Origin of the sequence: Pantoea sp. NPDC088449 (assembly GCF_044753225.1) — a bacterium.
Taxonomy (GTDB): domain Bacteria; phylum Pseudomonadota; class Gammaproteobacteria; order Enterobacterales; family Enterobacteriaceae; genus Pantoea; species Pantoea floridensis.
This window is the reverse complement of sequence record NZ_JBIVMT010000001.1, coordinates 1,983,327-2,003,194: the sequence shown is the minus strand read 5'-3', so window position 1 is coordinate 2,003,194 and position 19,868 is coordinate 1,983,327. Positions and strand designations below refer to the sequence as shown.

The window sequence follows — 19,868 nt, the reverse complement described above, 5'->3', positions numbered from 1 at the left end:
TAATGAGGAAATGACAATATGTGCGGTATTGTTGGTATCACCGGTTTTATGCCAGTAAACCAGTCAATCTATGACGCGTTAACGGTGCTTCAGCACCGCGGGCAGGATGCCGCCGGCATTTGTACCATCGATGCTATTAACTGCTTCCGTTTGCGTAAAGCCAACGGTCTGGTAAGCGATGTGTTCGAAGCGCGCCACATGCAGCGTCTGCAGGGCAACATCGGGATTGGCCATGTACGCTACCCTACGGCAGGCAGCTCGAGCGCCTCTGAAGCGCAACCCTTCTACGTGAACTCCCCGTATGGCATCACGTTGGCGCACAACGGTAACCTGACCAACGCGCATGAACTGCGCAAACAGCTGTTCGAAACGGGCCGCCGTCACGTTAATACCACCTCAGATTCCGAAATCCTGCTGAACATTTTCGCGCAGGAGCTGGACCGTTTTCAGCATTACCCGCTGGAAGCCGACAACATTTTTGCTGCGGTGGCGGCAGTGCATCAGCAGGTGCGCGGCGCTTACGCGGTCGTTTCTATGATTATCGGGCACGGTATGGTCGCCTTCCGCGATCCTAACGGTATTCGTCCGCTGGTGCTGGGCAAGCGCGTCATCGCTGATGGCCGCACCGAATATATGGTGGCGTCAGAAAGCGTCGCGCTCGACACGCTGGGCTTCGAGTTCATTCGTGACGTTGCGCCGGGTGAAGCGGTGTACATCACCGAGCAGGGCCAGCTGTCTACCCGCCAGTGTGCGGAAAACCCGAAAACCAATCCTTGCCTGTTCGAGTACGTTTACTTTGCGCGTCCGGATTCATTCCTCGATAAAATCTCGGTGTACAGTGCGCGCGTGCGCATGGGCACCAAGCTGGGTGAGAAAATTGCCCGCGAGTGGGAAGATCTGGACATCGATGTGGTGATTCCCATTCCCGAAACCTCCACCGATATCGCGCTGGAAATCGCGCGCATCCTCGACAAGCCTTATCGCCAGGGATTCGTGAAAAACCGCTATGTTGGCCGTACCTTTATTATGCCGGGCCAGCAGCTGCGCCGCAGCGCGGTGCGCCGTAAGCTCAACGCTAACCGTGCCGAGTTCCGCGATAAAAACGTGTTGCTGGTGGATGATTCCATCGTACGCGGTACCACCTCAGAGCAGATTATCGAGATGGCACGCGAAGCGGGTGCGAAACGCGTTTACCTCGCTTCTGCGGCACCGGAAATTCGTTTCCCGAACGTCTACGGAATCGATATGCCAAGCGCAACCGAGCTCATCGCTCACGGCCGCGAAGTGGAAGAGATTCGTCAGCTGATTAAAGCCGATGCGTTGATTTTCCAGGATCTGAACGATCTGATCGAAGCGGTGCGTGAAGAAAACCCTGATATCGCCCAGTTCGAGTGCTCGGTATTTAACGGCATTTACGTCACCAAAGATGTCGATCAGCAGTACCTTGAGTATCTGCAGTCGCTGCGTAACGACGATTCCAAAGCCATTGCGCGTCAGACAGAAGTAGAAGGTTTAGAGCTGCACAACGAAGGCTAAGCTTCACGTTGTGGCAGAGTAACGGCAGGGCGGGCGCAATCCCGCCCTGTTTGTTTTTGTATTTTTGCTCAGGTAGCCGCTATTATTGCCGCAATCTGAACGGGCAAGGCTGAATTATGAAACGACTGATCATTGGTATTTCCGGCGCCAGCGGCGCAATCTACGGCGTGCGCATGTTGCAGGTGCTGCAACCGCTGGCGGAAGTGGAAACCCATTTAGTGATCAGCCCCGCAGCGCGTCAAACGCTGGCGCTGGAAACCGATTTCACCCTGCGCGAGGTGCAAGCGATGGCCGATGTGGTGCATGACGTGCGCGATATTGCCGCCAGCATCTCCTCCGGCTCCTATAAAACCCTCGGCATGGCGATTGCGCCGTGCTCAATGAAAACGCTCTCCGGTATTGTGCATAGCTACAGCGATAGCCTGCTGACGCGCGCGGCAGATGTGGTGCTGAAAGAGCAGCGTAAGCTGGTGCTGTGCGTGCGCGAAACGCCGCTGCATCTGGGGCATCTGCGCATGATGACCACGGCAGCTGAACTCGGTGCGCTTATTATGCCGCCCGTACCGGCGTTCTATCATCGGCCACAATCGATTAGTGAGTTAGTCGATCAAACCGTCAATCGCGTGCTGGATCAGTTTGATATTGAGCTACCGGAAGATCTTTTCACCCGCTGGAGCGGTGCATAATGGTGCATTAATGCACTGACTGTGTGCAATTTCGCGTGCGCGATCACTCTTCGTGCATCTTGTGCACCAAAAGTTAACAATGTCGCTTTTTCTTCCTTACACCGCTGTTATATTTCCCTCACAAACTAAGTGCTTGCGCCGCTTACCGGCGGAGTATTTAGCGCGCCTGTTTACGCTTTAGCCGATTAGCAGAACTGGCATGAAACGTGCACATCTTAGAGCGCAAACCAACACATCACGCACCACATAACAATAAGCACTTCACTTGAGGGTTACCTATGAAAAAGCGAGTTTTGGCTCTTTCTCTGATGCTGGCAATGGCAAGTAGCGCGAGTGTCTTCGCTGCTGTACCACAGACGCTGCGCATCGGAACTGACCCGACTTATCCGCCATTCGAATCCAAGAACGCGCAGGGCCAGCTGGTTGGCTTTGATATCGATCTGGCCAACGAAATTTGTAAACGTATCAAGACTAAATGTACTTATGTGGAAAGTGATTTCGATGCGCTGATCCCGTCGCTGAAGGCGAAGAAAATTGACGCCATCATCTCTTCTCTCTCTATCACCGAGAAGCGTCAGGAAGAGATTGCCTTCTCAGAGAAATTGTATGCGGCTAATGCGCGTTTAGTGGCGCCAAAAGGTTCAACGCTGCAGCCAACCATTGAATCGCTGAAAGGCAAAAACATCGGTCTGCTGCAGGGCACCACGCAGGAAACCTATGCAAAACAGTACTGGCAGCCGAAAGGCGTCACCGTTACGCCATACGCTAACCAGGATCTGGTCTACCAGGATCTGAATGCCGGTCGTATCGATGCTGCGTTCCAGGATGAAGTACAGGCGAGTGAAGGCTTCCTTAAGCAGCCGGTCGGTGCGAAATATGCCTTTGCCGGCCCAGCGGTCAAAGACGATAAAATCTTTGGCGTCGGCACCGGTATGGGTTTGCGTAAAGATGATGCAGACCTGAAGGCGGCGATCGATAAAGCCTTTGGCGAGATGCGTAAAGACGGTACCTACGACAAGATTGCTAAAAAGTACTTCGACTTTAATGTCTACGGCGATTAATTATCCTGTCTCCTGACCGTCGCCCTTCAAGCCGCAGGAGCGTTGGCAACGTGTATTCATCCCGGTCACTTACTTGTGTAAGCTCCCGGGAATTCATACACTTGCCGCCTTCCTGCGACTCGAATGTCTTGGTCAGTGCCGTCTTTGCATTAGGCGGTAATTTTACATTTTCCTCACGACAGGATTGAACCATGTTGTATGGCTATTCCGATGTAATCCTTAAGGGCACCCTTGTGACGCTAGAGCTGGCACTCAGCTCGGTGCTGCTGGCGGTGGTGCTCGGCCTGATTGGCGCTGGTGCTAAACTTTCCCGCAATCGCCCGCTGGCGATGCTGTTTGAAGGCTATACCACCTTAATTCGTGGTGTGCCCGACCTGGTGTTGATGCTGCTGATTTTCTACGGATTGCAGATCGCACTTAATACACTGACCGATGCGCTGGGGCTGGCCCAGTTTGATATCGACCCGATGGTCGCCGGTATTATCACGCTTGGTTTTATCTACGGCGCTTATTTCACCGAAACCTTTCGCGGTGCGTTTCTGGCAGTGCCGAAAGGGCAGATCGAAGCAGCCACCGCCTTCGGCTTTACCGGCTCGCAAACCTTCCGTCGTATTTTGTTCCCGGCAATGATGCGTTTTGCGCTGCCGGGCATCGGCAATAACTGGCAGGTCATTCTGAAAGCGACCGCGCTGGTCTCGCTGCTGGGCCTGGAAGATGTGGTGAAAGCCACGCAGCTGGCAGGCAAAAGTACCTGGCAACCGTTCTACTTCGCGATTGTGGCGGGGGTGATTTATCTGGTGTTTACCACGCTGTCGAACGGCGTGCTGTGGTGGCTTGAGCGCCGCTACACGGTGGGTGTGAAAAGGGCCGAGCTATGATTGAGATTATTCAGGAGTATTGGAAGCAGCTGCTCTGGACCGATGGTTATCGTTTTACCGGCATTGCAATTACGCTGTGGTTATTGATTCTTTCGGTTGTGATCGGCGGTTCTCTTGCGGTATTGCTGGCGATTGCGCGCGTCTCCTCCAACCGCTTTATCTCCACACCTGTATGGTTGTTCACGTATGTGTTCCGCGGCACACCGCTGTATGTGCAGCTACTGGTGTTTTACTCTGGGATGTACACGCTGGAAGTGGTGAAAGGCAACGAGTTGCTAAACGCCTTCTTCCGCAGTGGACTGAACTGTACGCTGCTGGCGTTCACGCTGAATACCTGCGCCTATACCACCGAAATCTTTGCCGGTGCAATTCGCTCGGTGCCGCATGGGGAAATCGAAGCGGCGCGTGCTTACGGCTTCTCGCCGTTTAAACTCTATCGTTGCATTATTCTGCCCTCGGCTCTGCGCACGGCGCTGCCGGCTTACAGTAATGAAGTGATCCTGATGCTGCACTCCACTGCGCTGGCGTTCACGGCCACGGTGCCGGATCTGTTAAAAATCGCGCGCGATATCAACTCGGCGACCTATCAGCCGTTTACCGCGTTTGGCATCGCTGCGGTGCTGTATCTGATTATCTCTTACGGGCTGATTAGCGTGTTCCGCAAAGCTGAGCAACGCTTCCTCGCGCACGTAAAACCCTCTTCATCGCATTGAGTATCACTATGGCTGAAAATAAATTAAGCGTTACCGAACTGCACAAACGTTACGGTGAACATGAAGTTCTCAAAGGTGTGTCACTGCAGGCTAATGCCGGCGATGTGATCAGCATTATTGGCTCGTCGGGTTCCGGGAAAAGTACCTTCTTGCGCTGCATTAACTTCCTCGAGAAACCGAGTGAAGGCACGATTGCGGTGAACAATCAGCAGATCAATTTGGTGCGTGATACCGATGGTCAGCTGAAAGTGGCCAATAAAGAACAATTACGCATGTTGCGCACGCGCCTGACCATGGTGTTTCAGCATTTTAATCTGTGGAGCCATATGACGGTGCTGGACAACGTCACCGAGGCGCCGATTCAGGTGCTAGGACTGAGCAAGGCAGAAGCGCGCGAGCGTGCGGTTAAATATCTGGATAAGGTCGGTATTGATGCGCGCGCGCGCGCCAAATATCCGGTACATCTCTCCGGCGGCCAGCAGCAGCGTGTGTCCATTGCGCGTGCCCTGGCAATGGAACCAGAAGTGTTGCTGTTTGACGAACCGACCTCGGCGCTGGATCCAGAATTAGTCGGCGAAGTGCTGCGCATCATGCAGAAGCTGGCCGAAGAGGGCAAAACCATGGTGGTGGTGACGCACGAGATGGAGTTTGCTCGTCATGTCTCTAATCACGTGATCTTTCTGCATCAGGGTAAGATTGAAGAGCAGGGCACGCCGGATGAGCTGTTCGGTAACCCGAAAAGCCCGCGCTTGCAGCAGTTCTTGAAGGGGTCGTTGAAGTAATTCCTGGTCGCCATGAATGGCGTAATGCCGCTCACTTAAGCAAAAAAATGCCTGTTTATGCAGGTGCGCATGAATGCGCACCCTACGAAAACCCGGCGATATTCACGTAGGGTCACCATTCATGGTGACCGATTCACGCTTAACTGACGAGCATTACGCCATGAATGGCGACCCTACTTCGTAGGTGCGCATGTATGCGCACCATTTCATTCCTGCAGCAATCTCAGCGCGGTATCCTCATCGGTCACCAAACCTGATACCCAACCACCCTGCAGTGCGGCACGTATTGCCGGATACTTACGCTCGCTGCCGGCAAAGCCGATAATCTGCCGCTGCGTTCGGCTCTCCAACCGTACGCTGGTGAGCAGCTCATCAGTTTCACCCAACACGCGCTCACCTTGCTGATTGAAAAAGTGCCCGAGCATTTCGCCAACCACGCCGCGCGCGTTAAGCGCTGCCACTTGCGTATCGGTAATAAAGCCCTCGGCATGCAGCGGGCATCCGGGCTGAACCTCACCTATGCCAACAAACGCCACATCCGCCTGCAGTGCGCGCAACGTCACGCGTTGGTACACCTGATGCTGAATCCACATCGCCTTATCTTCGGGGGTATCGGCATACAGCGGGGCCGGGATGAAGAAATACTTGCCCTGCATTTTCTCCGCCATCTTCAGCGGTACATCGTAACGTGTGCCCGAATCATCCCGCGCAATTGCGCCAATCATTGATACGCACTGATGCTGCGGCCGTTCTACCCAAGGTAATGCATCGATCATCGAACGTAATGTCTTACCGGAACCAATGCCAAATACCTGCGGTTGCTCGTCATTAATGTATTGCGACATTACAGCAGCGCCTTCTACCGCCAGCATCTGCTGGATGGCATCCTCGTCGAGATTGGCTGAAGGCACCACGCGGCATAGCGTCAGGCCGAACTTATCCTGAATCTCACGCGCCAGATGCAAACAGTGCGTCACCGGATGATCAATTTTCACGCTCACCATACCCATCTCACGCGCGCTGGAGACAAGGCGCTGCGCCACCTGACGCGACAAGCCCAACGCGCGTGCAATCTCCTGCTGCGTCACGCCCGCGACGTAATACATCCAGGCCGCGCGTGCCGCCAGTTCTTGTTTTTTCTCTTCTCTGCTCATCACGCTGTTCCGCCAAAAACGATGTGCCATGTTAACGCGAGAGAGAGGATAAGTGTTAATTGAGCAAAAGCCCTAAAATCGAGCAAAAGTGTTAATTGTGATTCAGCTCCCAGAATGTTCTTTGCCGCAGGCACTATGCTACACGCCATCGGGCAAATGCCCTTAATCGTGGCAAATGTTTATTTTGAGGCGAATATGACCAGTAAATCAGTGTGGATGCATATCGGCGCAGGCTCATTTCATCGTGCGCATCAGGCATGGTACCTGCATAAATTACGAGAGCAGGGCGATGACAGCTGGGGTATTGCACTCGGTAATATCCGTGAAGATGCTGCGCCGCTGCTGAACCAACTCTCTGCGCAAGCGGGCGAATACGTGTTGGAAACCGTTACGCCAGAAGGCGAGCGCGCCTATGAAACCATTACGTCGCTGCGCAAAATCCTGCCGTGGGACAGCGACATCAGCGCGCTGATTGATCAGGGTGCAAAGAGTGAAACCCGGGTCATTGGCTTTACCGTCACCGAAGCGGGTTACTACTTGACGCCAGAACATGAACTTGACCTCACGCAGAGTGATGTACAGGCCGACGTAACAGGCGATATCCGCACAATTTATGGTGCGCTGGCGCGCATTCTCGCACAGCGTGTTGCCAACGGCGGTGCACCGGTTACGCTGCTCAACTGCGACAATCTACGTCATAACGGCGAACGTTTTCGTCACGGCTTTCTCGCGTTTCTTACAGCAAAAGGCGATCACGCTCTGGCTCATTGGGTGCGTGAAAACACGACCTCGCCGAATACCATGGTCGATCGCATCACACCCCGTCCTACGCCGGATGTGGCTGAGCGCGTAAAAGCCGCCACCGGCAAAGACGACGGCGCAGCGGTGATGGCTGAATCCTTTATTCAGTGGGTGATCGAAGATGATTTTATTGCCGGTCGTCCGGCGCTGGAGAAGGTTGGCGTTGAACTCGTCGATTCCGTGTTGCCGTGGGAAGAGGCAAAAATTCGTATCCTCAACGCCACGCACGCGGCGATTGCCTGGGCCGGTACGTTGATCGGTCTTAATTATATTGATGACAGCACGCGTCAGCCGGCGATTTATCAACTGGCGTATAACTATGTCACGCAGGACGTGATGCCGTCGCTGTCACCCAGCCCGCTGGATCTGGCCGACTATCGCGACGTGGTTCTGGCGCGCTTCAGCAATCCCTACATCAAAGACACCAACCAGCGCGTTGGCGCCGATGGCCTGTCGAAAATCCCCGGCATGGTGACGCCAACGCTGCGTGAATGCTATCAGCGCGGTGCAGAGCCGGCGGCCACCGCAGTATTACCGGCACTATTTTTCCTGTTCCTGCAGCGCTGGGCCAGCGATGCACTGCCGTATCAATATCAGGATGGCGTGCTGCAAGCGGACGCGCTGCGCCAGCAGTTTGCCCGTGCCGATGCGCTTAACGCGTTCCTCAGCGATAGCGCGCTGTTCGGCGAGCTGGCGCAGGACAAAGCTTTCCATGCGCTGGTCACGCGCAGCGTTGCCGATTTACAGCAGTGGCTAAAACAGCCTGAACGCGCGCTGGCCGCAGTGTAAGGAGTGCATTATGTATCTCGGCATTGATATTGGAACCTCGGAACTTAAGGCACTTCTCATCAACACGCAGGGCGAGATCGTTGCCTCTAACCATGCCACGCTGCACGTGCAGCGTCCGCACGCACATTGGGCTGAGCAGGATCCTGAGCGCTGGTGGCAAGCCTGTGGCGAGGTGATCGCTGGATTGCGTCAGCAGGCCGCACAAAGGTGGGGCGAGGTTCGTGCCATTGGTTTATCAGGCCAAATGCATGGCGCAGTGCTGCTGGATGCGCAGGGGGATGTACTGCGGCCCTGCATCCTGTGGAATGACACGCGCAGCGCGCCACAATGCGAAGCACTGCGCGTGCAGCATCCGGAGATGATGCAGTTGAGCGGCAACATGATCATGCCGGGCTTCACCGCGCCAAAACTACGCTGGGTGGCGGAAAATGAGCCAGAGATTTTCCGCCGCATCGACAAAGTGCTGCTGCCAAAAGATTATCTGCGCTGGCGTATGACCGGACGTTTTGTCAGTGAACCCTCAGATGCGGCGGGCACGCTTTGGCTCGATGTGGCACAGCGCGATTGGTCTGATGAACTGCTGGCGATCACGGGTTTAACGCGCGCGCAGATGCCAGATTTGGTGGAGGGGAGCGCGGTTAGCGCCACGCTACAGGCCAATCTGGCAAGTGAATGGGGCTTATCGGCCTCGGTTAGCGTCGCGGGCGGCGGCGGAGATAACGCCGCGTCGGCGGTGGGCGTGGGCGCGGTCAATCCGGGGGATGCCTTTATTTCGCTCGGGACTTCAGGTGTGATTTTCGTGGTCAACGATCGGTTACTCGCCGATCCGCAATCTGGCGTACACGCATTCTGTCACGCCTTGCCGGGCCGTTGGCATCAAATGAGCGTGATGCTTAGTGCCGCCAGCTGCCTGCGCTGGTTATGCAATCTGCTGTCGGTTACCGAAAGCCAGTTGATGGACGAGATGGCACAACTCAGCGATGAACAACGGCGTCACGCCCCGGTTTTCCTGCCTTATCTCTCCGGCGAACGCACGCCGCATAACGATCCCGATGCTTCGGGTTCTTTCTTCAATCTGCGACATGAAACACCTCGCGCGCTGCTGGGCTACGCCGTGATTGAAGGGGTGGCGTTTGGGTTGGCAGATGGATTCGCCGTGCTCGGCGATGCGAAGCGGCAGATTCATCAATGCAGCCTTACCGGCGGCGGCGCTCGCAGCACGCTATGGGCGCAGTTGATTGCTGATGTGCTGCAACTGCCGATTGTCACGCATCCCGCCAGCGCGTCCGGCGCATTAGGCGCAGCGCGCCTGGCGTGGCTGGCCGACGGCGGCCTGGAGAGCGAGGTCTGTCTTAAACCATTGGAACAGGCGCGTTATCAGCCGGATGCCGCGCGCGGCAGCGTACTGCAACAGCGACTGCAGGTGTTCCGCTCACTCTACGCACAACAGCAGCAGGCGCGTACGTTACTGCCTGATTAACCGGATTACCGAACAGAGGATGATTGTGATGCAATCGAACGAATACTGGTTTGGCTTACCGAAAAAGATGTTTTGGGGCTTCTTCGCCATTGCGATTTTTATGGCGGGTGACGGTTTTGAGATGGCGTTCCTGTCGCGTCATATCACTGACATGGGCTTCTCCCCGGCGCAGTCGGCCGTGGTGTTCACGTTCTATGGACTGGCCGCCGCGCTGGCGGCATGGGCATCGGGCGTGGTGGCTGAATTGATTACTCCACAGCGCGCTATGATGATTGGGTTTGTGCTGTGGATCGTCATGCACACGCTGTTTATGTCGCTTGGTTTGGGGATGCGTAACTATCCGCTAATGGTGCTGTTTTACGGCATTCGCGGTCTGGCCTATCCGCTGTTTATCTACTCATTCATGATGATGCTGGTGCAGGTGCTGCCGCGTGAAAAACTGGCGGCCGCTACCGGTTGGTTCTGGGCGATGTATTCGGTGGGTATCGGCGTGGTGGGCAGCTATTTGCCGAGTCTTACGATCCCGATGCTCGGTGAAACCGGTACGCTGTGGCTGGCGATCGTTTGGGTGGCGTGCGGTGGCGTACTGGCCTATTTCAGCCTGCGCAATGTGCCGGTTGACCGGTCGCGCGTTAATCTGCCGATGCGTGACAAAATGACCGAGATGTCGCGGGCGGTGACCATTCTGTTTACCAATCAGCACGTGTTTTATGCCTGTCTGATTCGCATCATCAATACGCTGTCGCTGTTTGGCTTTGCCATCGTTATGCCGCTGCTGTTTGTTGATCGCCTCGGCTTCAGCATCTCAGAGTGGCTGCAAATTTGGGCCGTATTCTTCTTCGTCACCATTTTCACTAATATCTTCTGGGGCATTACCGGTGAGAAACTGGGCTGGATCCGTCAGGTGCGCTGGTTTGGTTGTCTCGGTATGGCGATCTCCAGCCTGGCGTTTTATTACCTGCCGCTGTATGCCGGTCATAACTTCTGGGTGGCGCTGATTCCGGCGGTAATGTTGGGTGTTTTTGTCGCGGCCTTCGTGCCTATGACAGCGGTGTTCCCGACGCTCGAACCCCATCACAAAGGAGCTGCAGTTTCGATTTATAACCTGTCGGCCGGGTTAAGTAATTTCGTTGCGCCTGCCATTGCCTCAATACTGCTGCCGTTCTTCGATATCGTTGGCGTGGTGTGGGCTTACACCGTGCTGTATGTGTTCGCCGGCGTGCTGACCTTTATTATTCGCGTGCCTCAGCCGGGACATACCCGTGAACCTGTGGCGTTGAAATCTCGCGTCGCGCAACAGCGCAGTTAATACCTCAGGGCGGCCGACGTGCCGCCCTGATTATTCACCCGGCGACATCCTGCAGCGCTTGCTCTAAATCGTACCAGCGAAAACCAAAGCCTGATTCCTCCAGCCGCTTCGGCAACACATGTTGTCCTCCCAGCACCAACACCGATGATTCCCCCATCATCAACTTGATGGCGCTGGCTGGCGTACGCATAAAGGCGGGGCGATGCATCACATGACCGAGCGTGGCGGCGAACTGTTCATTACGTACGGCGTAAGGCGCAACCATATTAAACGGTCCGCGCAGTTCAGGGTGATCGATCAACCAAAGCATGGCGTTGACCAAATCGTCGATATGGATCCATGGCAAATACTGTTTACCGCTGCCTATTGGGCCGCCCACGCCGAGCTTAAACGGCAGCTTCATCTTCGCCAGTGCGCCACCTTCTTTGGCCAGCACCACGCCGGTACGCAGCAAGCACACGCGGGTGCGATCGCTCTGCGCTGCTAAGGCGAGTTGCTCCCAGCGCGCGCACAGCGCATGGGTAAATTCATTGTGTCCAGGGTCTTCTTCGGTGAGCACCAGATCGCCGGTATCCCCGTAAAAGCCGGTAGCAGAACCAGAAATTAAAAACTGAGGTGGGTTGCTGCTGGCGTTTATCAGCGAAACCAGCTGCTCGGTGATCTGCCAGCGGCTTTCACACAGCCGCTGCTTTTGTTGTTCAGTCCAGCGCTTGTCCGCAATGGGTTCTCCTGCAAGATTGATAACGCCATCAATGCCGTTTAAATCAGACTGCTGATTGATGCCGGACCACAGTGCCACCCGAGGATCGAGTTTTTCACGTGCGGCGGCGACATCGCGCGTCACCACGCTTACCTGATGACCAATTTGTAATAAGCGCGGAATCAGGTGACGGCCAACTAGCCCGGTGCCGCCCGTAATCAGTAAATGCATGTTGAGCCTCCTTGTAATTTTTTCTTTGCTCAGATTCAGCATAGAAGAGAAGCGCACGCGCGGCGTGACTGGGCTTACGGTTATGAAGAAAAAGGGAAAGTTAGCGCTGGCCTTAGCGAGTAAAGATCCGACCAGCACACCATTGCCTTAGCAAATAAAAATCGGTAAACATGAAGCACACCTGACCCTTACCCGAGGCAGCCAATGAATTATCCAACCATTACTTTGTGGTCCGATTCTTCTTTTTTCAGCCCCTACGCCATGTCGGTTTATGTTGCGCTAACCGAGAAGGGCATTCCCTTCACTCTCAAGCGCGTCGATTTATCGCAGAACGCGCAATGGGATGAAGAGTATCGTGCACTGTCTCTGACCTGTCGGGTACCGACGCTGCAAATTGATGATGTTGTCCTGACGGAGTCTTCCGCGATTGCTGAGTATCTGGAAGAGCGTTTTCCTGCGCCAGAGTTTGAACGACTCTATCCGCGCGATCGCGAAAAACGGGCGCATGCGCGTGAAGTACAGGCGTGGTTACGTAGCGATCTGATGGCGTTGCGTGCCGAACGTCCTACTGAAGTGCTGTTTGCCGGTGAGCGTTTTGCTCCCCTGACGCAGGCAGGTGAACGGGCCGCCAGCAAACTGATCTCCGCCGTACAGCGTCTTCTGCCCGATGGTCAGCAAAATTTGTTTGGTGAATGGTCAATTGCTGATACGGATTTGGCGGTGATGATCAATCGCCTGGCGCTGCATGGCGATGCATTGCCGGTGAAGCTGCAGCACTATGCCGAGTTCCAGTGGCAGCGTGCTTCAGTGCAGCTATGGTTAGCGGAATCCGGTAAAACCCGCTAAGCACGATGCGCCTTGCGGAGGCGAAAAGAACGCTTTACCTTACGGCAGATTCTAATAAAGCATGACAACAGGCGCGTGCTGGGCACGCCGAAAACAGAAAAGGGTTACGGATGGTGGATCAAACGGCAGGTGACGGTATCGAGTGGGTTGATATTGTTAGCGAAGAGAACGAAGTCATTGCGCAGGCCAGCCGTGCGCAGATGCGTGCGCAATGTCTGCGTCATCGCGCCACTTATATTGTGGTGCATGATGGCATGGGCAAAATTCTGGTGCAGCGTCGCACTGAAATCAAAGACTTCATGCCGGGTATGCTCGATGCCACCGCCGGTGGTGTGGTGCAGAGCGGGGAAGACCTGCTGGAATCTGCGCGTCGTGAAGCGGAAGAGGAACTCGGTATCGCTGCCGTCCCGTTCGCTGAACACGGACAATTCTACTTTGAAGATCAGCATTGTCGCGTCTGGGGCGCGCTGTTTAGCTGCGTTTCGCATGGTCCCTTCGCGATGCAGGAAGAAGAAGTGGATGAAATTTTCTGGATGACGCCAGAAGAAATCACCGCGCGCTGTGATGAATTCACTGATGATTCGCTGAAAGCGCTGTCGCTATGGCTGAGCCGTAACAGCGATGCTGCACGTCGCAAGCAGAGCAGCGAAGCGTAATTCCGCAGACGTAAAAAAGGCGCCTATCGGCGCCTTTTTGCTTTTTAGCGAGCGGGGAAGGGGATTAGCCTTCGGCTTGCTGGGACTGAATCGCCGTCAAGGCAATGGTGTAAACAATGTCATCTACCAGTGCGCCACGCGACAGGTCATTCACCGGCTTACGCATGCCTTGCAGCATCGGTCCAATGGAGATCAGGTCGGCTGAACGCTGTACCGCTTTATAAGTGGTGTTGCCGGTGTTCAAATCCGGGAAGATGAACACAGTAGCGCGACCTGCAACCGCAGAGTTCGGCGCTTTGGATTTAGCCACGTCTTCCATAATCGCGGCGTCATACTGCAGTGGACCATCAATCACCAGGTCCGGACGTTTTTCCTGCGCAATGCGCGTTGCTTCACGTACTTTCTCAACGTCGCTACCGGCACCTGAGTTGCCGGTTGAGTAGGAGATCATCGCTACGCGTGGATCGATGCCGAAGGCTTTAGCGGAATCAGCAGACTGAATCGCGATTTCGGCCAGCTGCTCTGGGTTAGGATCCGGGTTGATAGCGCAGTCGCCATAGACCAAAACCTGCTCTGGCAGCAGCATGAAGAATACGGAAGAAACCAGCGAGCTGTTTGGCGCGGTTTTAATCAGCTGAAGCGGTGGACGAATGGTGTTAGCGGTGGTGTGAACCGCGCCTGATACCAGACCATCAACTTCGCCGCTTTCCAGCATCATAGTGCCCAGCACCACGTTATCTTCCAGCTGCTCTTGCGCAACAACTTCTGTCATGCCTTTGCTCTTACGCAGCTCAACCAGGCGCGGTACGTAGTTTTCACGTACCACTTCCGGATCAACGATCACGATGCCTTTGCCCAACTCAACGCCCTGAGCGGCAGCCACGCGCTGAATCTCTTCCGGGTTGCCCAGCAGCACGCAGGTGGCGATGCCGCGCTCGGCACAAATCGCCGCCGCTTTCACGGTACGTGGTTCATCGCCTTCAGGCAGAACAATACGCTTGCCGGCTTTGCGCGCCAGCTCGGTCAGCTGATAACGGAACGCTGGCGGCGACAGGCGACGGCTGCGTTCAGAGGTGGCGGTGAGTGATTCAACCCAATCTTCATTGATGAAGCTCGCTACATACTCCTGCACTTTCTCAATGCGCTGAGTATCGTCGGTTGGCACTTCCAGGTTGAAGCTCTGCAGGCTGAGTGAGGTCTGCCAGGTGTTGGTTTTCACCATAAATACCGGCAGGCCGGTTTGGAACGCACGTTCGCATAGACGCGCGATAGGCGCTTCAATCTGATAACCGCCGGTCAGCAAGACCGCACCGATTTCCACGCCGTTCATCGCGGCCAGACACGCGGCCACCAGCACATCCGGACGATCGGCAGAGGTAACCAGCAGTGAACCCGGGCGGAAATGCTCGAGCATGTGCGGAATGCTGCGCGCACAGAAGGTTACTGATTTCACGCGGCGGGTTTGGATTTCACCTTCGTTGATGATATCGGCATTCAGATGGCGACACATGTCGATAGCGCGCGTGGCGATCAGATCAAAACTCCATGGCACACAGCCCAATACCGGCAGCGGGCTGTTGGCGAACAGCTGCTTTGGATCGATATTGGCGATGCTGGCCTTAGTGGAGTCATCGAAAATCTCTGACAAATCCGGGCGCGTGCGGCCTTGCTCATCAACCGGTGCGTTCAGTTTATTAATGATCACGCCTGTGATGTTTTTATTCTTGCTGCCGCCGAAGCTGCTTTGCGTCAGTTCGATACGCTCTTTAAGCTGGGCCGGAGAGTCGTTACCCAGCGCCATCACGAAGACGATTTCAGCGTTCAGAGTTTTGGCGATTTCATAGTTCAATGCCGAGGCGAACTGATGTTTACGCGTTGGCACCAGACCTTCAACCAACACCACTTCAGCGTCTTTTGCGTTCGCGTGGTAGTTAGCAATGATCTCTTCCATCAGCACGTCTTGCTGGTTAGACCCCAGCAGCGACTCAACGCGTGACATCTGCAGCGGTTCAGCGGCAGGAATCGCGGAGCTTTTACGAATAATGCTGGTGGTTTGGTCTGGCGCATCGCCGCCTGCACGTGGTTGGGCAATGGGCTTGAATACGCTCAGGCGCACGCCTTTGCGCTCCATGGCACGGATCACGCCGAGGCTGACGCTGGTCAGGCCGACGCTGGTGCCGGTAGGGATGAGCATGATTGTACGTGACACGATAGAAACCTCTCAGGTGTTGCAGACTGTCTAAAACAACTCCGTCAGCCTGGGCTGACGGAGAGAAGTGATGTTAGGCGGTGAGACGCGCGGCATCCTGGGCAATGACCAACTCTTCGTTGGTAGGGATCACCACTGCCGGGCGAGTGCCTTCTTTATTGATGAAGCCTGATTTACCGAAGCGCGCTGCCAGATTGCGCTCGTGATCGACTTCGAAGCCCAGCAGGCCCAGTTTCTGCAAGGAGAGCTCACGTACCATTGCGGCGTTTTCACCGATACCGCCAGTAAATACCACGGCATCCAGGCGGCCTTCCATCAGTGAGGTGTAGCTACCGATGTATTTCGCCAGGCGGTGACAGAACACATCCATCGCACGTTTGGCATCTTCTTTAGTGGCGTAGTTATCTTCCACATAACGGCAGTCGCTGGTGACTTCTGTCAGACCCAATAGACCAGACTCTTTGGTCAACAGTTTGTTGATAGCATCAACGCTCATGCCCAACGCATCATGCAGGAAGAAGATGATCGCAGGGTCGATATCACCGCTGCGGGTGCCCATCACCAAACCTTCCAGTGGGGTAAGTCCCATTGAGGTATCAACACACAGGCCGTTACGGATAGCGGAAACAGAGCCGCCATTACCGAGATGGCAAGTGATAATATTCAGCTCGTTCACCGGCTTGTTGAGCATTTTTGCGGCTTCCTGCGTCACATAGTAGTGACTGGTACCGTGTGCGCCATAGCGACGAACACCATGCTCTTTATACAATTTGTACGGAAGCGCATACAGATAAGACTCTTCCGGCATTGTCTGATGGAATGCTGTATCAAAAACCGCCACATTTTTATCGGAAAGATGCGGGAAGTTTTTTAGCGCTTCATCTATACCGATAAGGTGTGCAGGATTGTGCAACGGGGCGAATGAAGAGGCATCTTTAATGCCCTGAATAACGGACTCGTCGATAATGACTGATTTGGTTAACTGCTCGCCGCCATGAACAATGCGATGGCCGATTGCAGCGATTTGTGCCGAAAGCTCTGGTTTTTGTGCCAGAATAGTTTTAACGATGAAGTTGAGCGCTTCGCTATGTGCAGCGCCCGCACCCAATGGGGCTTCTTGTTTGCTTCCTTCCAGCTTCCATTTAATGCGAGCTTCAGGTAAATGGAAACATTCAGCCAAACCCGACAAATATTCATCGCCAGTGGCTGGGTTAAGGATGGCAAACTTCAGAGAGGAGCTGCCGCAGTTCAGAACCAGGACTAACTTCGTCGACATGGAAGTACCTATTTGTTAAATAGTGGCTAAAAATAACGCAATCAGACTAACAGCGTAGCCCAGGAAAGCTGGTAGGTTAATGATAAACATCATGTGCTAGTCAAAAAATCGCTGACATGCAAAAAATTTTGGTGATTTTACGCTAATTGTTGATAAGCGCTTAGCGAAACATGGCTCAGACTGTGCTTTTATTGAGCGGAAGCTTCCGGTAATGTTGCTAAAACGGCGTCAGAATACTCACTGTGCCCTGCAAAGACAAAAACTTTTGAAGGATGTCACGTAAAGTTGTGTAGTTATCTATTTATTTTAAATATTGCATATTTAGTTGAGGTCTATCATGGCGAATGAGACAGACAATCCCGGCTGGTTCGGCTTGTTCCAGCGCGGGCAGCGATACATGAAGACCTGGCCAACGGATAAACGCCTGGCTCCGGTGTTTCCTGAAAACCGCGTAGTTAATGCAACGCGCTTCGCTATTCGCTTTATGCCGCCGCTGGCTATTTTTACGTTGACGTGGCAAATCGCGATGAATGGACAGCTCGGTCCGGCGATTGCCACCGCGCTATTTGCCTGTAGCCTGCCGATGCAAGGTTTATGGTGGTTGGGTAAACGCTCCGTTACGCCCCTGCCGCCAACGCTCTTGCAATGGTTTCATGAAGTACGTACTAAGCTTGAAGAAGCAGGGCAGGCTATCGCTCCCGTCGATGGTAAACCTACTTACCAGGCGCTTGCCGATGTTTTAAAACGCGCATTTAAACAGCTCGATCGCACCTTCCTTGACGATCTTTGATCTACTTACGCTTCTACCCGCCAAAGAAATTGCGACAAATCCCGGTTTAAATCAAAGAAAAGTGGTGTGGAGATACACGCATCACTTTCCTTATGTAATCATTTCTTCATTGTTTAAATCTTAAGCGGCCGTCGGGCCCTGGAGCAAACCATGGAAATGACCCATGCACAACGACTCATTCTCTCCAATCAATATCAAATGATGGCGATGCTGGAACCAGATAATGCAGAGCGCTATCGTCGTTATCAGACCATCATTGAACGCGGTTACGGCTTGCAATTACGTGAACTGGATAAGGAGTTTGGGGAATTAACGGAAGCGACCTGCCGCTTACTCATCGATATTATGGAAATACATCATGCATTGCATGTTTCATGGTCAAATCTGAAAGACGCCAGCGCCATCGACGAGCGTCGCCTGGCTTTTCTTGGTTTTGACGCCGCGACAGAGGCGCGTTATTTAGGCTATGTGCGCTTTATGGTGAATGTTGAAGGACGCTATACCCACTTTGATTCCGGTACGCACGGGTTTAATGCGCAAATACCTATGTGGGAAAAATACCAACGTATGCTGGCGGTGTGGCACACTTGTCCGCGTCAGTATCATCTCAGCGCGAATGAAATTGCGCAGATTATTAATGCCTGAATAAGGAGCGACGTGTGAAGTACAGGGGTTTTCTGTTTGATTTAGACGGCACATTGGTGGATTCACTGCCCGCAGTGATTCGTTCATGGTCACTGTGGGGCGAGCGCCACGGTTTGCCGGCGGAAGAGGTCCTGAGCTATATACACGGAAAACCGGCCATTAATTCGTTGCGCCATTTCATGGCCGGGCAATCGGAAGCGGCAATACAGGCGGAATTTCTATGGCTTGAACGCTTAGAGGCTGAGGATACGCAAGGGGTGCAAGCCATTCCGGGTGCGTTAGCGTTACTCGCCACGCTGAACGAGTTACAGATTCCCTGGGCAATTGTGACATCAGGTTCGATTCCAGTTGCGCACGCGCGCCATAAAGCGGCAAATCTACCGATGCCAGAAGTCTTTATCACCGCTGAGAATATTAAGCACGGCAAGCCGAATCCAGAGCCTTATTTGCTGGGCGCTGAACGTTTAGGGCTTTCGGCGAGACACTGCGTTGTCGTCGAGGATGCACCAGCGGGCATCATTTCAGGTTTAGAGGCGGGCAGCGCGGTCATTGCTGTAAACGCACCAGCAGATTCGCCGCGTCTCAACGACGTGGCGTTTCGCGTTACGACGCTGGAACCTGTAAAGGTGACGAAAGAGCGTAGCGGCGAGTTTACGCTCTCAATTAGTGCATAATGAAACGGGCCTGAGCGGCCCGTTTTTTATAATGGGGTATCTTGCGAAATCTCATCCAATGAAAGGCTAAAGCTGGGGATAAACACCTCAACGAAATAGTCCATCTCCGGCGAGCGACGCTGTGAGAGCGTTTTTTCCAGTCGCGCCTTGGCCAGCAGAAACTCGTTATTACCCGCTGATAACTCTTCCAGACACTTCACGTATGCGCATAACGCATCCGCTTGCTTCACCACCGACTGCTCACTTTCCGTATGTAAATGTTCATCGATTAAGGGGCGATAGGCATCCTGTAATTCTGGTGGCAGCATATCGATCAGTTTCTGCTGAGCAATCTTTTCAATTTTTTTATATTCGTGAGCGATCTGCGCGTTGTAGTACTTCACCGGGGTGGGCAAGTCACCGGTCAGGACTTCGCTGGCGTCGTGATATAACGCCAGCATTGCAATACGCTCGGCATTGAGGTTGCCATCGAATTTTTTGTTTTTGATGATAGCGAGCGCATGCGCCACCATCGCCACTTGCAAACTATGTTCTGAGACGTTTTCAGTACGCACATTGCGCATCAGCGGCCAGCGATTGATCAGTTTGAGGCGGGAGAGGTGGGCGAAAAAATGGCTACGGGTCATGGACTATTCCTGTTCGCACGGCGGGG

Annotated in this window: 19 protein-coding genes; 14 read left to right on the top strand and 5 right to left on the bottom strand. The window is 54.1% G+C overall.

Features of this window, described 5'->3' with window-relative positions; all coding sequences use genetic code 11:
* Positions 1-18 precede the first annotated feature (18 nt).
* The 6 genes from purF (at position 19) to hisP (ending at position 5,656) form a co-directional block, all read left to right on the top strand.
* A complete protein-coding gene (gene purF / locus ACIP6T_RS09435; protein WP_097096574.1) occupies positions 19-1,536 on the top strand; it encodes an amidophosphoribosyltransferase in 1,518 nt (505 codons plus the stop codon).
* Between the two features lie 116 nt (positions 1,537-1,652).
* Positions 1,653-2,222: a UbiX family flavin prenyltransferase gene (locus ACIP6T_RS09430; RefSeq protein WP_345828892.1), complete on the top strand. Its 570-nt coding sequence runs from the start codon at positions 1,653-1,655 to the stop codon at positions 2,220-2,222.
* Positions 2,223-2,500: 278 nt separating this feature from the next.
* A complete protein-coding gene (gene argT / locus ACIP6T_RS09425; RefSeq protein ID WP_097096576.1) occupies positions 2,501-3,283 on the top strand; it encodes a lysine/arginine/ornithine ABC transporter substrate-binding protein ArgT in 783 nt (260 codons plus the stop codon).
* Between the two features lie 191 nt (positions 3,284-3,474).
* Positions 3,475-4,161 carry a histidine ABC transporter permease HisQ gene (locus tag ACIP6T_RS09420; protein ID WP_097096577.1) on the top strand — a complete coding sequence of 229 codons (687 nt, stop codon included), beginning with the start codon at positions 3,475-3,477 and terminating at the stop codon, positions 4,159-4,161.
* Positions 4,158-4,874, top strand: a complete 717-nt coding sequence (locus ACIP6T_RS09415; protein ID WP_097096578.1) for an ABC transporter permease — start codon at positions 4,158-4,160, stop codon at positions 4,872-4,874. Before ACIP6T_RS09420 ends, ACIP6T_RS09415 begins: the two co-directional genes overlap by 4 nt.
* Positions 4,875-4,882: 8 nt before the next feature.
* The gene (hisP, locus tag ACIP6T_RS09410) at positions 4,883-5,656 is read left to right on the top strand and encodes a histidine ABC transporter ATP-binding protein HisP (RefSeq protein WP_097096579.1); all 774 of its coding nucleotides are present in this window, start codon (positions 4,883-4,885) and stop codon (positions 5,654-5,656) included.
* A gap of 206 nt (positions 5,657-5,862) precedes the next feature.
* Here hisP and ACIP6T_RS09405 read toward each other — a convergent pair whose 3' ends face one another.
* Positions 5,863-6,810, bottom strand: coding sequence for a sugar-binding transcriptional regulator (locus ACIP6T_RS09405; RefSeq protein WP_400456561.1), 948 nt, complete (start codon positions 6,808-6,810; stop codon positions 5,863-5,865).
* 195 nt (positions 6,811-7,005) lie between these two features.
* Here ACIP6T_RS09405 and dalD point away from each other — a divergent pair, with 195 nt between their 5' ends.
* The 3 genes from dalD to ACIP6T_RS09390 are packed head-to-tail and all read left to right on the top strand — an operon-like array spanning position 7,006 to position 11,189.
* Positions 7,006-8,400 (top strand): D-arabinitol 4-dehydrogenase, encoded by a 1,395-nt coding sequence (gene dalD / locus ACIP6T_RS09400; protein WP_400456559.1) that lies wholly within the window; start codon positions 7,006-7,008, stop codon positions 8,398-8,400.
* A 10-nt stretch (positions 8,401-8,410) separates the two neighbouring features.
* Complete coding sequence (xylB, locus tag ACIP6T_RS09395; protein WP_400456558.1) at positions 8,411-9,880, top strand: xylulokinase; 1,470 nt, start codon at positions 8,411-8,413, stop codon at positions 9,878-9,880.
* Positions 9,881-9,908: 28 nt separating this feature from the next.
* A complete protein-coding gene (locus ACIP6T_RS09390; RefSeq protein ID WP_400456556.1) occupies positions 9,909-11,189 on the top strand; it encodes an MFS transporter in 1,281 nt (426 codons plus the stop codon).
* Between the two features lie 34 nt (positions 11,190-11,223).
* Here ACIP6T_RS09390 and ACIP6T_RS09385 read toward each other — a convergent pair whose 3' ends face one another.
* Positions 11,224-12,120 carry a TIGR01777 family oxidoreductase gene (locus ACIP6T_RS09385; RefSeq protein ID WP_097096582.1) on the bottom strand — a complete coding sequence of 299 codons (897 nt, stop codon included), beginning with the start codon at positions 12,118-12,120 and terminating at the stop codon, positions 11,224-11,226.
* Positions 12,121-12,324: 204 nt separating this feature from the next.
* Between ACIP6T_RS09385 and yfcF the strand changes: the two genes are divergently transcribed.
* Together yfcF and yfcD are read left to right on the top strand one after the other, a co-directional pair.
* Positions 12,325-12,966 (top strand): glutathione transferase, encoded by a 642-nt coding sequence (yfcF, locus tag ACIP6T_RS09380; protein ID WP_097096583.1) that lies wholly within the window; start codon positions 12,325-12,327, stop codon positions 12,964-12,966.
* A 110-nt stretch (positions 12,967-13,076) separates the two neighbouring features.
* Positions 13,077-13,622, top strand: a complete 546-nt coding sequence (gene yfcD / locus ACIP6T_RS09375; protein ID WP_097096584.1) for an NUDIX hydrolase YfcD — start codon at positions 13,077-13,079, stop codon at positions 13,620-13,622.
* Between the two features lie 64 nt (positions 13,623-13,686).
* On the opposite strand, the gene pta is transcribed toward yfcD, so the two are convergent.
* Positions 13,687-15,831: a phosphate acetyltransferase gene (gene pta, locus ACIP6T_RS09370; protein WP_176519158.1), complete on the bottom strand. Its 2,145-nt coding sequence runs from the start codon at positions 15,829-15,831 to the stop codon at positions 13,687-13,689.
* Between the two features lie 73 nt (positions 15,832-15,904).
* A complete protein-coding gene (gene ackA / locus ACIP6T_RS09365; protein WP_345828902.1) occupies positions 15,905-17,107 on the bottom strand; it encodes an acetate kinase in 1,203 nt (400 codons plus the stop codon).
* A gap of 337 nt (positions 17,108-17,444) precedes the next feature.
* On the opposite strand from ackA, the gene yfbV reads away from it, so the two are divergent.
* The 3 genes from yfbV to ACIP6T_RS09350 all read left to right on the top strand — a co-directional run bounded on the left by yfbV (position 17,445) and on the right by ACIP6T_RS09350 (position 19,216).
* Positions 17,445-17,897, top strand: coding sequence for a terminus macrodomain insulation protein YfbV (yfbV, locus tag ACIP6T_RS09360; protein ID WP_097096587.1), 453 nt, complete (start codon positions 17,445-17,447; stop codon positions 17,895-17,897).
* A gap of 150 nt (positions 17,898-18,047) precedes the next feature.
* Positions 18,048-18,542 carry a YfbU family protein gene (locus tag ACIP6T_RS09355; RefSeq protein WP_400456552.1) on the top strand — a complete coding sequence of 165 codons (495 nt, stop codon included), beginning with the start codon at positions 18,048-18,050 and terminating at the stop codon, positions 18,540-18,542.
* 14 nt (positions 18,543-18,556) lie between these two features.
* Positions 18,557-19,216 carry a sugar phosphatase gene (locus ACIP6T_RS09350; RefSeq protein ID WP_400456550.1) on the top strand — a complete coding sequence of 220 codons (660 nt, stop codon included), beginning with the start codon at positions 18,557-18,559 and terminating at the stop codon, positions 19,214-19,216.
* Between the two features lie 26 nt (positions 19,217-19,242).
* On the opposite strand, the gene yfbR is transcribed toward ACIP6T_RS09350, so the two are convergent.
* Entirely contained in the window at positions 19,243-19,842 is a 600-nt protein-coding gene (gene yfbR / locus ACIP6T_RS09345; protein ID WP_400456548.1) for a 5'-deoxynucleotidase, read from the bottom strand.
* Positions 19,843-19,868 lie beyond the last annotated feature (26 nt).